General features: G+C 68.6%; 9 protein-coding genes and 1 tRNA gene. 5 read left to right on the top strand and 5 right to left on the bottom strand.

The genetic code is table 11. The annotated features are described in order from the left end of the window. Positions 1–4: 4 nt before the first annotated feature. The 3 genes from J2S53_RS11640 to mfd all read right to left on the bottom strand — a co-directional run bounded on the left by J2S53_RS11640 (position 5) and on the right by mfd (position 4,855). Positions 5–496: a hypothetical protein gene (locus J2S53_RS11640; protein ID WP_456240984.1), complete on the bottom strand. Its 492-nt coding sequence runs from the start codon at positions 494–496 to the stop codon at positions 5–7. Next, complete coding sequence (locus tag J2S53_RS11645) at positions 493–966, bottom strand: SseB family protein (protein WP_456240985.1); 474 nt, start codon at positions 964–966, stop codon at positions 493–495. Before J2S53_RS11645 ends, J2S53_RS11640 begins: the two co-directional genes overlap by 4 nt. A 277-nt stretch (positions 967–1,243) precedes the next feature. Continuing rightward, complete coding sequence (gene mfd / locus J2S53_RS11650; protein WP_456240986.1) at positions 1,244–4,855, bottom strand: transcription-repair coupling factor; 3,612 nt, start codon at positions 4,853–4,855, stop codon at positions 1,244–1,246. Positions 4,856–5,146: 291 nt separating this feature from the next. On the opposite strand from mfd, the gene J2S53_RS11655 reads away from it, so the two are divergent. Then, complete coding sequence (locus tag J2S53_RS11655) at positions 5,147–6,358, top strand: PQQ-dependent sugar dehydrogenase (protein WP_456240987.1); 1,212 nt, start codon at positions 5,147–5,149, stop codon at positions 6,356–6,358. A 172-nt stretch (positions 6,359–6,530) separates the two neighbouring features. Continuing rightward, on the top strand, positions 6,531–7,082 hold the full coding sequence (locus J2S53_RS11660; RefSeq protein ID WP_130468191.1) for a thioesterase family protein: 552 nt from the start codon (positions 6,531–6,533) through the stop codon (positions 7,080–7,082). A 331-nt stretch (positions 7,083–7,413) separates the two neighbouring features. Here the strand turns inward: J2S53_RS11660 and J2S53_RS11665 are convergent, their stop codons facing one another. Further along, positions 7,414–8,022 (bottom strand): TetR family transcriptional regulator, encoded by a 609-nt coding sequence (locus J2S53_RS11665; RefSeq protein WP_456242774.1) that lies wholly within the window; start codon positions 8,020–8,022, stop codon positions 7,414–7,416. Between the two features lie 344 nt (positions 8,023–8,366). Continuing rightward, complete coding sequence (locus tag J2S53_RS11670) at positions 8,367–9,335, bottom strand: acyl-CoA desaturase (protein ID WP_456240988.1); 969 nt, start codon at positions 9,333–9,335, stop codon at positions 8,367–8,369. 451 nt (positions 9,336–9,786) lie between these two features. On the opposite strand from J2S53_RS11670, the gene J2S53_RS11675 reads away from it, so the two are divergent. The 3 genes from J2S53_RS11675 (at position 9,787) to glmU (ending at position 13,567) form a co-directional block, all read left to right on the top strand. Beyond that, positions 9,787–9,857: transfer RNA gene (locus J2S53_RS11675), tRNA-Gln, on the top strand. Between the two features lie 62 nt (positions 9,858–9,919). Next, a complete protein-coding gene (locus J2S53_RS11680; RefSeq protein ID WP_092979559.1) occupies positions 9,920–11,656 on the top strand; it encodes a GGDEF domain-containing protein in 1,737 nt (578 codons plus the stop codon). Positions 11,657–12,067: 411 nt separating this feature from the next. Then, the gene (gene glmU / locus J2S53_RS11685; protein WP_456240989.1) at positions 12,068–13,567 is read left to right on the top strand and encodes a bifunctional UDP-N-acetylglucosamine diphosphorylase/glucosamine-1-phosphate N-acetyltransferase GlmU; all 1,500 of its coding nucleotides are present in this window, start codon (positions 12,068–12,070) and stop codon (positions 13,565–13,567) included. The last annotated feature ends 32 nt before the right edge of the window (positions 13,568–13,599 follow it).

Genomic DNA, 13,599 nt, shown 5'->3' on the forward strand with positions numbered 1-13,599 from the left:
GGATCTAGCCGACCTCGCCGTCACCGTTGTTGTCGGACCCCTGAAGCATCTCGAAGGTTGTCGAGCCGGGAACCAACCCACTGCCGATCTGTCCCCATGACCTGTCCTGCCAAGCGGTGGTACTCGTCGAAGGATCCCCCACCGCGGTCCCCACGATGCCTTTGAGGGTTCCGTTGACGGCGTCCTCGACCTTCTCGTAGGTGCTCCTGGTGTCCCCCAACGCTTCGGCGGCCCCCACACCGTCGTCGACGAGGTGACGCAATCCCCACTGCCATCTCCCGCCGAAGGCGCGAAGTGCCTCCCCGAGTCCTTCGTGCCCGACCTCGGTGGAAGCATCCAACGAAACCCCGGCAAACAGCCCGACTCCCTGCTCGGCCATGTGCCCCGCTCCCCAACCGAGCATCTCGCGGAGTTCGCTCACGACCTTCTCGACGCCCTTCTCAGCGTCGGCCAGGGCATCCAGATCCACTCCGAACTCGTTCTGCTCCTGACTCATCGGCTCGGCTCCTCCTCGGGGGTCGCAACTGCCAACGACTCGGGAACTATGCCCACCACGGGCGGAAGGGCGAACGGACGCTCACCCACCGCGTCGAGCATGATCCCGGTACCGTGGGGAAGCCGGGGCAGGCACTCGTCGATGAGCTCCGCACCGGACAGCAACCCGTAGTCGACCTCCTCGGTCCAGCCCGCCTCGTGGAAGAAGCCCGCCAACTGCCGAAGGTCGGAGAACACGGGCAACCAGCACAGTCCCTCGTACCAGACCTGGCGAAGCGTGTGCCCCGCCGCTGCGGGGATCACCTCCACCGCGAGTACCGCGCGTCGGAACGCCCTCATCAGCTCCTGGAGGTCAACATTACCGGCGCGGGCGGCGTCGACGGCCGCTAGCAGCTCGGCCGAGGCATCGTCGCGCTCCTCTTCCGCCGGCCCCTCGGCCACCGACAGCGGCAGCGTTCCACGCAACGTCACTGTCCGGGATTGATCCATGAACTACGACCCGTTTCGTACTCATCACAGAAGGAAGTCCCCTGCTCCCCGCTACACGCTCCGGCCGACCGCCGAGCCCCCTCAATCCCGCGAGGCGGATTCGTAATCACGCGGAAAAACCATGATCACAAATCAGGTGCCCCGACCGCCACCCCACGAATCATGGCGAGAGATATCACTCGGACAGGACCAGGCGGAGTCCGGAACGGAACCGCACGCCACATCGGAAGGAACCCGCGCCCAGGAAGAGGCCCGAACCTCACCCGGCTGCGACGGGCGCGGCGGCCAGCGACTCCACCAGCTTGCCGCACCAGTCCAGCAGCTCCTCGTCCCGCAGCTGCGGCGCTCCGATGTTGCCGCCCGCCGCGCCCTCGGTCGGCCGGGCCACCGAGACGGTGCGCACGGCCGACTTGTAGACCGCCTTCGGGTAGAGCCGCTTCATGCGCATCTGGGCCGAATCGGACAGTTCCAGCGGCGCGAACCGGATCGAGGTTCCCTGCAACGTCACCTCGGTCACGCCGTACTCGCGGCACAGCTGGCGGAACGCGGTGACCCGCAGCAGTCGTTCCACCGACCGCGGCGGCGTGCCGTAGCGGTCGGCGAGCTCGTTGCGCACGGCGTCCAAATCGGACTGTCCGGAGGAGGCGGCGATCTTGCGGTAGGCCTCCAGCCGCAACCGCTCCCCCGGCACGTAGTCGTGCGGGATGTGCGCGTCGACCGGCAGGTCCACCCGCACGTCGGTGAGTTCCTCCTGCTCCTCCGGCTCGGCCCCGGCGTCCTCGCGGTAGGCCTGCACCGCCTCGCCGACCAGCCGCATGTACAGGTCGAAGCCGACCCCGGCGATGTGCCCGGACTGCTCGGAACCGAGGATGTTGCCCGCGCCCCTGATCTCCAGGTCCTTCATGGCCACGGCCATCCCCGCCCCGAGCTCCGAGTTCTGCGCGATGGTGGCCAGTCGGTCGTGCGCGGTGTCGGTCAGCGGTTTCTCCGGCGGGTAGAGGAAGTACGCGTAGCCGCGTTCCCTGGCCCGGCCGACCCTGCCGCGCAGCTGGTGCAGCTGCGCCAGCCCCAGCGCGTCCGAGCGGTCCACGATCAGCGTGTTGGCGTTCGAGATGTCCAGGCCGGTCTCCACGATCGTGGTGCACACCAGCACGTCGTACTCGCGTTCCCAGAACCCCTGGATGATCTTTTCCAGCCGGTCCTCGTTCATCTGCCCGTGCGCGGTGACCACCCGCGCCTCCGGAACGAGTTCACGCAGGTGCCGGGCGGTCTTCTCGATGTCGTGCACCCGGTTGTGCACGAAGAACACCTGACCGTCCCGCAGCAGTTCCCGTCGCACCGCAGCGGCGACCTGCTTCTCGTCGTAGACACCCACGTAGGTCAGCACCGGGTGGCGCTCCTCCGGAGGGGTGAGGATGTTGGACATCTCGCGGATGCCCGCCATGCTCATCTCCAGGGTGCGCGGGATGGGGGTGGCCGACATGGTCAGCACGTCCACGTGGGTGCGCAGCTGCTTGATGTGCTCCTTGTGCTCCACACCGAAGCGCTGCTCCTCGTCGACGATGACCATCCCGAGGTCCTTGTAGCGCACCCCCGTCTGCAGCAACCGGTGGGTGCCGATGACGATGTCCACCTCACCGGTGAGCAGCCCGTTGACGGTCTGCTCGGACTCGTACGGATCGGTGAACCGGGAGAGCCCCTTGATGTTGACCGGGAAGGAGTGCATCCGGTCGGTGAAGGTGTTCAGGTGCTGCTGCGCCAGCAGGGTGGTCGGCACCAGCACCGCCACCTGCTTGCCGTCCTGCACCGCCTTGAACGCCGCGCGCACCGCGATCTCGGTCTTGCCGTAGCCGACGTCACCGCAGATGACCCGGTCCATCGGGACCGAGTTCCGCATGTCGGTCTTGACCTCCTCGATCGCGGCGAGCTGATCACCGGTCTCGGTGTAGGGAAAGGCGTCCTCCAGCTCGCGCTGCCACGGAGAGTCCTCGCCGAAGGCGTGACCGGGCGCGGACTGCCTGGCCGCGTAGAGCTGGACCAGCTCCGAGGCGATCTCCTTGACGGCCTTGCGGGCCTTGGCCTTGGTGTTCTTCCAGTCGGAACCGCCGAGCTTGTTCAGCGTGGGGACCTCGCCACCGACGTAGCGCGAGACCTCGTCGAGCTGGTCGGTCGGCACGAACAACCGGTCGCCCGACTGCCCCCGCTTGCTGGAGGCGTACTCCAGCACCAGGTACTCGCGGGTGGCGCCGCCGATGGTGCGCTGCACCATCTCGACGTACTTGCCGATGCCGTGCTGCTCGTGCACCACGTGATCGCCCGGTTTGAGCGCGAGCGGATCCACCCCGTTGCGCCGCCGCGAGGGCATCCGGCGCATGTCCTTGGTGGAGGTGCCGCCGCGACCGCCGGTCAGATCGGCCTCGGTGAGCACCACCAGCCCCACGTCGGGGGCGGCGAAGCCGTCCTCCATGTCGGCGCGCACCACCGTGACCACACCGGCCTCCGGCGCCTCCGCGAGCCCGTTCTCGGCGTGCCGGGCGGGCAGATCCACCTCGCCCAGCTGCTGGACGGCGCGCTGCGCGGTACCGGTGCCGGGCACCACCAGCAGCGTGGCACCACCACCGGCGGTGTGGGCGCGCAGGTCGTCGAAGGCCCGCGACACGTCACCGCGGTACTGCTCTACCTGCTTCAGCCCGAGCCGCAGGGCCTCGTCGTCACCCTCCTCGACGCTGCTGAACTGGCTCAGGGTCCACCACGGCAGCCCGAGTTCGCGGGTGTACTCGGCAACCTCGGCCAGCTCACGGTAGGCGGAGGCGCCGAGGTCGATTGGAGCGTTGCCGCCGTCGGCCGCGACCATCCAGGAGGCTTCGAGGAACTCCTCACCGGTCCGCACCAGATCCGCCGCCCGCGCCCGGACCTTCTCCGGATCGGCGAGCACCACGTGGGTGCCCTCGGGCAGCAGATCGGTCAGCAACTCCATCCTGCCCGCGCACAGCGCCGGTATCAGCGCCTCCATGCCTTCGGTGGCGATCCCCTCGGCGAGGCTGTTGAGCATCTCGCCGAGCTGCGCGTCACCCGAGTGGTGCTCGGACAGTTCGCGGGCCTTGGCGCGCACGTCCTCGGTGAGCAGCAGCTCGCGGCACGGCGGTGCGTGCAGCCGGGGCGGGTCCTGCTCGTCGGAGCCGTCGGACAGCGAGCGCTGGTCGGAGACCGAGAAGGGGCGGATGGCGGTGACCTCGTCGCCGAAGAACTCCAACCGCAGCGGGTGTTCCTCGGTCGGCGGGAAGACGTCGACGATGCCGCCGCGCACCGCGAACTCACCGCGCTTCTCGACCATGTCCACGCGGTTGTAGGCGAGTTCGGTCAGGCGGGTGGCGAGCTGTTCGAACTCGTGCTCCTCGCCCACCCCGAGCAGCACCGGCGGTAGCTCCCCCAGACCGGGCGCGACCGGCTGAATCAGACTGCGCACGGTGGTGACCAGCACTCGCAGGGCGCCGTGCGGGTGTTCCTCGGGATGGGCGAGCCTGCGCAGCACCGCGAGTCGCCGCCCGACGGTGTCCGCGCGCGGGGACAGACGCTCGTGCGGCAGGGTCTCCCAGGAGGGCATGACCTCGACGCCTTCGGGCCCCAGCATCGAGGAGACCGCCGCCGCGATCTCGTCGGCCTCCCTGCCGGTCGCGGTGACCAACAGCACGGGCCGATCGCTGCCGCCGAGTCGGCTGCCCGCCGCCAGCGCGGTGGCGACCAGCGGTCGCGCCGCGGCGGGCCCCTCCATCGACAGCCGCGGTGAATCGGCCACGGCCGCGACCCGCCCCAGCGCCGGGTCACGTGAAAGAGTTTGGAACAGTCCGGCCAGCGGCCCAGCCTGGGTCATGGAACAACCTCGCACCGCGACGAAGGGAACGTCGGCACACGATCCCGCGAACAGTGGGAACGCCGTGAAAGCGGCCTCGCCCGCCGCAGGGCACTGCCTCCGGCCCGCGGGCACCCGAACCAGCGTACGACTCGCGGGCGGTGGCTCCCGGGCGGCCCGCCCCGTTCCGTGCGGGACACCACCCCCGTTCGGGCGAGGACGCCGCCCGCTCCGGTAACGACACCGCACCGCTCCGGGCAGTGCCCTGTCGTCCCGGTTCGCCGGGGCCGGAAACGATGCCAGGATGTGGGTATGGTCACATCCGATCGTTCACATCTTCCGAACCGACCGGTGATCTCCCGCCGTGCGGCGCTCTCCGGCATGGCGGGCACGTTGCTGCTGGGAGCCTGCGGCGGCGGGGACACCGACGGTGAACGCACCACGCCCCCGGACCCAGCGCCGCCGCTGCGGGTGGAGGTGCTGTCCGATCGGCTGGAGCACGGTTGGGACGTGGGATTCCTGCCGAACGGTTCGGCACTCGTGACGCAGCGCCCCGGCCGACTGGCGGTGGTCGGCGATTCGGGGACCGGCACGGTTCGGGCGAACTTCGACGACCTGCTCGTTCGCGGGGAGGGCGGCCTCATGGGGCTGCTGGTGGACCCCGACTTCGACGAGAACCGGCGGTTCCTGACTTGCCAGACGCACCAGCGCGACGGCGAGGCGGTGGACATCAGGCTGGTCGACTGGCGGTTGTCCGCCGACGGACGGCGGGCCGAGCGGACCGGCACGTTGCTGACCGGCCTGCCGGTCAACCCCAGCGGCAGGCACTCGGGATGCAGACCGGTCCTCGGCCCCGACGGGAACCTGCTGGTGACCACCGGGGACACCGCGCGTCCCGACGTGGCGCAGGACCTCGGATCGCTGGGCGGCAAGGTGCTGCGGCTGCGCCCGGACACCGGTGCTCCCGCGCCGGACAACCCGATGGTCGGCGATCCGGATCCCGCCACCCGGTTGATCTACACCTTCGGCCACCGCAATCCCCAGGGGATAGCCGTGCGCGAGGACGGCGAGGTGTTCGTGGCCGAGCACGGCCCCGATGTGGACGACGAGCTGAACCGGCTGGTTCGGGGCGGCAACTACGGCTGGGACCCCTCACAGGGTGGGCGGAGCGGATACTACGACGAGTCGGTGCCGATGACCGATCGGGAGCGGTTCCCCGACGCGGTGCCCGCCGTGTGGACCTCAGGCGACGAGACCGTGGCGGTCTGCGACGCGACCTTCCTTCGCGGTTCACGCTGGGGATCGCTGGAAGGGGTGCTCGCCGTCACGACGTTGAAGGGCAGCAAGTTGCTGCTGTTCCGGCTGTCCGACAACGGTCGCTCGGTGCGGCGGATGTGGGCGCCGGAGGAGCTGGACGACACCCACGGCAGGTTGCGAGCCGCCACCCTCGGCCCGGACGACGCGCTGTACCTGACCACGTCGAACGGATCCGGCGATCAACTGCTGCGGGTCACCCCGGGCTGATCCCGGGCGGCACCGTGCCGGTTCCGTTAGGCGGCGATGAGCGAAGCACGGTGTGTCGGTGTTCACTGGCGGTTGTGGCGGTGGGACCGCCGAACCTAACGTTGTCTACTCGACAGTAACTTTTGCCGCTGATGCCACCGCGTTCCCGGCGCGGCACGGAAGGAACACACCGATGAACATGCTGCTGCGCCTGGTCGTGCTCGCGGTCAAGACCGTGTTCGGCCGCAGGGTGCACCCGCTCGGCCCCTGCTACACGAACTTCCGGGTGGCGCCCACCGATCTGGACCTGCTGGGGCACATGAACAACGGTGTCTACTTCTCGATCTTCGATCTCGGGCGTATCGACCTGATGCTGCGCTCCGGAATACTGCGCAGGATACGGCCGAAGGGCTGGTACGCCGTGGTCACCAACGAGACCGGATCGTTCCGCCGCCCGCTGCGGCCCTTCCGCGCGTTCACGCTGCGCACCAGGATCATCGGCTGGGACGAACGACACCTGTTCATGGAGCACCGAGCGGTCAGCGGCGGAAAGCTCACCACCACGGCGGTGATCCAGCTCCGGTTCCTCTCCAAAACCGGTGAGCGGGTCACACCGGAACAGGTGGCGAACCTGCTTCCCGGTCCCGTGGAGCGTCCGGAGCTCCCCGAATGGGTGGCGCAGTGGAGCAAGGCCGGTTACGAACACACCCGCGAACTCGAACAGGAAACCGACTCCTACGAGTGAGTGTAGGCATCTCGCCGTAGGTGGCCGCTTGGCGGAACCTCCCGCACGGCTCTCACCCCGGGGAGGCCCGACATCGGGTAGCGACCTACACAACGTCGGACCTTCCTCGCGAGAGCCGCACGGGAGAACCCGCGGCGGTGCCTACTGCGAGAGTGGTCGGAGCGCGGCCTGCGGGGGTGGTGGGAGTTCGGCCCGCGTCGATGGCGCGACGATTTCGCGAGAAATCAACGGCCTCCGCACGGGAACCGCACCATGCGCACCGTAGGCCACGCCCAGCGGCGCGACGATTTCGCGAGAAATCGACGGCGCCGGGATCGAAGCGGGGAGCTCCTCACTCGGTTTCGTGGTCACGGCTGCGCAACCGCGGCTCGTGTTCCAGGTGCGAAAGACCGTTCCAGGCGAGGTTGACCAGGTGGGCGGCGACCTCGTCCCTGCCCGGCCGGTGCACCTCCAGCCACCACTGCCCGGTCAGCGCCACCATCCCCACCAGCGCCTGGCTGTAGAGCGGGGCCAGCTCGGGATCGTAACCGCGGGCACTGAACTGGAGTCCGAAGATGTGCTCGACCTGGCTGGCTATGTCGTTGAGCAGCCCGGAGAACGTTCCGGTGGCGCTGGCAACCGGAGAGTCACGGACCAGGATCCGAAAACCGTCCGTGGAATTGTCGATGTAGTCCAGCAGCGCGCAGGCCGCCTGCTCCAGCAGCTCGCGCGGATGCCCCGCCGACAGCGCGGAGACGACCCTGTCGAGCAGCGTCTGCATCTCGCGGTCCACGACCACGGCGTAGATGCCTTCCTTGCCACCGAAGTGCTCGTAGACCACCGGCTTGGAGACCTCGGCGCGATGGGCGATCTCCTCGATGGAGGCACCGTCGAAGCCCTTCTCCGCGAACAGCGCCCTGGCGACGTCCAACAGCTGCTGCCGACGTTCCTTGCCGGTCATCCGTACCCGGCCGGCACCGCGGGAACCGTTGCCGCCGGAAGCACTGTCGGACCGGCCCCGTCCACGTCGCCGTACCGCCATGACAGATCACCCTACGTACCGGCGCGGCCGCCCGTGAACACGCCTTCGTCGTGGTGTCGGACCGGGATGTGGCGCGGCCCGCGCACCGAAGCGGCCCGCGCACGGCCACGGGTCCTCTCGCGGGCTCTCACCGCTGGCGGGGCCGACACGGGGCGGGAACACACCACGCCACGTCGGCCCTCACCGCACGAGAGCCCGCGAGAGGTTCCGCGACGGGTCACCCCGGCGGACCGGAGTGAGCAGCTCCTGTCGGAGCGGTGGCCTCAGCCGTGCTCCTCGGTCACCGAGATGCGGGCGAGCCGCTGCTCGTTGGGCCAGCGGACCTTCCAGGCCCAGCCGAGTTTCTCGAGCATCCAGATCAACCGTGCCGAGATGTCGAGCTGCCCCTTGAGCACCCCGTGCCGCGCGCAGGTCGGATCGGCGTGGTGCGAGTTGTGCCAGGACTCGCCGAACGAGATCAGCGCCAGCGGCCAGAAGTTGGCGGCCTTGTCGCGGCTCTTGAACGGACGCTCGCCGATCATGTGGCAGATGGAGTTCACCGACCAGGTGATGTGGTGCAGCACCGACACCCGGACCAGACCGGCCCAGAAGAACGCGGTGAGCGCTCCCCACCAGGACCAGGTGATCAGCCCGCCGAGCACGGCGGGGAGCACGAAGCTGACCACGGTCCACAGCGGGAAGAGCCTGTTGATCCGCTCGAGGACGCGGTCCTTGAGCAGGTCGGGAGCGAACCGGTCGACGTTGGTCACGTCACGTTCGAACAGCCAACCCATGTGGGCGTGCCAGAACCCCTTGGCCAGCGCCGTGGCGGAGCTGCCGAAGCGCCAGGGCGAGTGCGGGTCGCCCTCCCGGTCGGAGTAGGCGTGGTGCCTGCGGTGGTCGGCGACCCAATTGATCACCGGCCCCTGCACCGCGCCCATGCCCGAGATGGCCAGCAGCACCTGCACGGCTCGGTTGGTCTTGAACGATCTGTGCGTGAACAGCCGGTGGAACCCGACAGTGACACCGAGACCGCTGAGTGCGTAGAAAACGATGGCCAACGAGATGTCCACCACGCCGAGCCCCCATCCCCAGGCGAAGGGAACGGCCGCCACCAGGGCGAGCAGTGGAACTATCACGAACACGTAAACCAGGGCCTGCGCGACGCGCGGACGACTTCCCGCGGTAAGGGGTTTCGGAGCAGTGCGCCGGGGCGGCTGCTCCGCGGCCGCGCTCTCGGTTGGTGCGGTCATATCGCTACCTCAACTGGGATCGGGAAACAGAGGTTGTACCGGTTGTTCGGAGCGGCCCGCTAACCGCGTGCACACCCCACGGCCGCGCGGATGACTCCCCGGCGCGACCGGAATGCACCGTTCAGCCTACGACACCGTAACCTACGCTGGCGTAAGTTCCCGGGCTCCACCGCACTCCCAAGCCTCACACCGGCAGTACCCCACTGCCACCCGGGCCGAGCGAGGAGAGCCTCCCGAGTGGTGTGGCGGGCCATACCCAGGATGGGGCCGAACGAGGCGACCCCACAACATCCATCCGGCTACGGACACCGAAACCGGGCATGACATCATGTGCTCGGGCACGACAGCGGACAGTCCGACATCGTCAGCGCGACGTGTAGTCGGTAGGCTGCGGTGTGGACATCGGTGACGCGGCACCGCGTCATCGGAAAAGTGATGTCGTGTCGTGCGGTCCGCCGTAGTGTAAAGGCAGCACCTCGGATTTTGGTTCCGATAGTCCAGGTTCGAATCCTGGCGGCGGAGCGACCGGCACCCCGGTTGACAACACGCACCGGCCTGGCCCGGCCGGATTTGGCAGGGGGTGTGTGCCGCTGCGCGACGACGTGGTTGACGCGCGGGAGGGAGCGGCAACCTCGCTCGGTGAACTGTCCGACGCGTGGTTGGTCGGACGTGCGCGCGAACTGCAGGTCATCGGTCAGCACAGTGATCCACAAGCACGAGACGCCACTCGTCGGGAAGCGGACAACCTCCTCACCGAGGCCCGCAGGCGGGGGCATCCGAGAATGCTCGGGCAACTGCTGTGCTGCTGCGCGACACTGCGCCTGTGCACGCCGGGCATGGCCGAACAAGCCGTCCCGCTGCTGGACGAACTGCTGACGCACGCACGAAGACACCGGCTCGACGTACTTCGTGCCGACGCGCACGCCCTGCGCGGCAGGCTGGCCCTGCTGGACGGGAACGAGGACAACGCCCTGAACCAGGCGGCGGAAGCACTGGTGATCCTGGACGACGACCTGGTGCCGGACGCCGCGCTGGGCAGGCGCTCCTGGGAACGGTTGCTGGCGACCTCACTGATCGACATCGGTCTCGTGCTCACCCAACTGGGCGTGTTCGACATCGCCGACGAGGTGATGGCCCGAGCGCACCATCGGATCCGCGAGAGCGGCGGTCCGCACGAGATCGCCACCCACCTGATCAACCGGTGTCGGATGCTGCTCGGCTGGGGCCTGCGGCTGGAACGGATAGGTAAGCAGGACGACGCCGACGGCAGGTTCAGCACCGCCGCGCAGATAGCGGTCGCGGTGGACGGGCCGTGGCAGGAGTCGTTGTTTCCCCGGGTTCCCGGGAGGAAGGCCGCGGAGCAGATGCCCGTGCTGGCGGCCGCCTGCGCGCTGGCGGAGCCGGACGGTTCGCACATCGACAAGCTGGAGGAGGTTTCCGATCCCGGGCTGGAACTGCCCGTGCAGGAAACGATCATCATAGCGATCGCGTTGGCACGTTGTTACGACAGCGCGGAACGTCCGGACGAGGCGACCAGGGTGCTTTCCGAGACCCGGCAGCGGGTCTGCGAGGACATCTCCGAACCCAGCCTGCGGATCTCGTTGGTACGCGAGTACGCCAGACGCGCCAGACTCGATCCGGACAACACCGCCGTCGCCGTCGAGGAGTACGCCCAGGAGCTCGAATCGGAGCTGTGGACCATGCGCGCCTCGCGCAGCGCCACGCTGATGGCCCGTCTGGACCGGCAACGGCTGAACCGGCAGCACCACGCGATCACCAGGCAGGCCATGCACGACCCGCTCACCGGGCTGCCCAACCGCAGAGCGCTGGACGCGAAGCTGGAGAGCATGCTGCGTGAACCCGATGCGCAGCCGCTGTCGGTGGCACTGGTCGACCTGGACGGCTTCAAGGAGGTCAACGACCAGCTCTCGCACGCCGAGGGCGACGAGGTCCTCCGGGTCATCGCGCGCACGCTCAGCGACACGCTCCGCGCCGACGATCTCGTCTCGCGCTACGGCGGTGACGAGTTCGTGGTCCTGCTGCCCGGGGTGGAGCTGGAGGCCGCCGAGAGCGCGCTGACCCGCACGGTCAACGCCGTGTCCCGACTGCCCGGTTCGCTGTCCCGGGGAGTGACGCTGTCCATCGGGGTGGTGGCGATGCTGCCCCAGGAGAGCGGCAGCGAGGTGCTGGCCCGTTCCGACACCGCGATGTACCAGTCGAAACGACGGGGCGGTAATCAGGTCGCGGCGATGTCCGGGGACGCGCACCACGGTGATCCCGCCGAACCACCGGCCTGGATTCCACCCGAATCGGAGCAGTAGTCCCCCGGTTCGCCGAGGTTCCCGGAAACCGGGACTCACGCTCCCCGCGGAGCGGTACGTGAGTCGCGACACCTCGGTGTCGCCGGGCAGTCCGGGTGATGCCCGTCCCGGAACCCGGGGCGCCCGGACCAACGTACGGACGAGCGGAAGGTGAACGCGCGAGAAATCACCCGAAAACCGCGCACGGAACGGACACGCGCGGTAACATTCCTCCCACCGGCACACCGCCACGTCATTACATACCGGGGCAGCGGTCCGATACAGCGTCCGAACAGTTACCCTTCACCCGATTGGACGTACAGGCACCGTCCTTACCGGGACTGCTACGGGTTCGGTCTCGCGGAGTCCGGCAGTAACCACGGGTGGCGGTGAGTCGGCGTCGAAACCGCTGGACTCCGAGGGAGAGCATCGATGCTCGAGGGCGTTTCGGCCCAGCCGCCTTCGGACGGCATGTCCTCCGACCCCGTGAGTGTGCTCGTGCTGGCCGCGGGCGAAGGCACTCGAATGAAATCCGCGACTCCGAAGGTGCTGCACCGGATCGCGGGCAGGCCGCTGCTCGAGCATTCCGTCCGCGCCGCGGCGGGCGCGGAACCGGACGAGTTGAGCGTGGTCATCGGGCACGGCAGGCAAGCCGTCGACGAACATCTCGCGGCGTTGCAGGACGGACTCGGTCGCCGCATCGAGACGGTGGTGCAGCGGGAACAGCTCGGCACCGGCCACGCGGTGCGCTGTGGCCGAGAGCAACGGGAGTCCGCCGGGACCGTGCTGGTCACCTACGGTGATATTCCGCTGCTCGATTCCACCACGATGCGGGCGCTGCTGCGTGAACACCGCCGATCCGGCAACGCGGTGACCCTGTTGACCGCCGTGGTGGAGCATCCGGCGGGTTACGGCCGGATCGTGCGCGACGCCGCGGGCGAGGTCACCTCCATTGTGGAGCAGAAGGACGCCACGCCCGAGCAGGCCGCGATCGACGAGATCAATTCCGGGGTCTACGCCTTCGACGCGCGTTTCCTCGACACCGCGCTGCGGCGGCTCTCCACGGACAATTCACAGGGTGAGCTGTACCTCACCGACGTGGTGGCGATAGCCCGCGGCGAGGGCCTCGGTGTGGGCGCACTGGTGTGCTCGGACAACTGGCTGGTCGAGGGGGTCAACGACCGCGTCCAGCTCGCCTCGGTGGGGGCCGAGCTCAACCGCAGGATGCTGCTGCACTGGATGCGCGAGGGTGTCACGATCACGGATCCGAGCAGTGTGTGGTTGGACTGCGACGTGCGGCTCGGCCGGGACGTCGTGCTGGAACCGAACGTACGGCTGCGTGCGGGCACGACCGTGGCGGACGGCGCGAGCATCGGCCCGGAGACGACGCTGACCGCCTGCTCGGTCGGCGCGGGCGCCGAGGTCGTGTCCACCCACGGCGAGCACGCCGAGGTCGCGGCCGGGGCATCGGTGGGACCGTTCGCCTATCTCCGCTCGGGCACCCGTCTCGGCGAGAACGGCAAGGTAGGTACCTTTGTCGAGGTGAAGAACGCCGACATCGGCACGGGGACCAAGGTTCCCCACCTGAGCTACGTCGGAGACGCCACGGTTGGCACGAACAGTAATATCGGAGCCGCCACGGTTTTCGTCAACTACGACGGCGTGGCCAAACACCACACGGTAATCGGCTCCCACGCACGTACTGGTGCCGACAACATGTTCGTGGCTCCTGTTCGGGTCGACGACGGCGCCTACACCGCCGCGGGCTCGGTCATCACTGATGATGTTCCCCCTGGTGCGATGGCGGTCGCCCGGGGGAAACAACGCAACATCGAAGGCTGGGTCGCCAAACGACGTCCCGGCACAGCCGCCGACGAGGCCGCCCAGCGTGCGCTGGCCGACCGTGAGAACTCCACCGAGAACGACGAGTGACACTCGAGCTTTCCAGCCGTCAACGGGAGGGG

Origin of the sequence: Actinopolyspora lacussalsi, from assembly GCA_030803735.1 — a bacterium.
Taxonomy (GTDB): domain Bacteria; phylum Actinomycetota; class Actinomycetes; order Mycobacteriales; family Pseudonocardiaceae; genus Actinopolyspora; species Actinopolyspora lacussalsi.

Coding starts and splice junctions, on each gene's coding strand:
- J2S53_RS11670 (WP_456240988.1), bottom strand. CDS start 9,335: ATGACCGCACCAACCGAGAGCGCGGCCGCGGAGCAGCCGCCCCGGCGC.
- J2S53_RS11640 (WP_456240984.1), bottom strand. CDS start 496: ATGAGTCAGGAGCAGAACGAGTTCGGAGTGGATCTGGATGCCCTGGCC.
- glmU (WP_456240989.1), top strand. CDS start 12,068: ATGCTCGAGGGCGTTTCGGCCCAGCCGCCTTCGGACGGCATGTCCTCC.
- J2S53_RS11665 (WP_456242774.1), bottom strand. CDS start 8,022: ATGACCGGCAAGGAACGTCGGCAGCAGCTGTTGGACGTCGCCAGGGCG.
- J2S53_RS11660 (WP_130468191.1), top strand. CDS start 6,531: ATGAACATGCTGCTGCGCCTGGTCGTGCTCGCGGTCAAGACCGTGTTC.
- J2S53_RS11655 (WP_456240987.1), top strand. CDS start 5,147: ATGGTCACATCCGATCGTTCACATCTTCCGAACCGACCGGTGATCTCC.
- mfd (WP_456240986.1), bottom strand. CDS start 4,855: ATGACCCAGGCTGGGCCGCTGGCCGGACTGTTCCAAACTCTTTCACGT.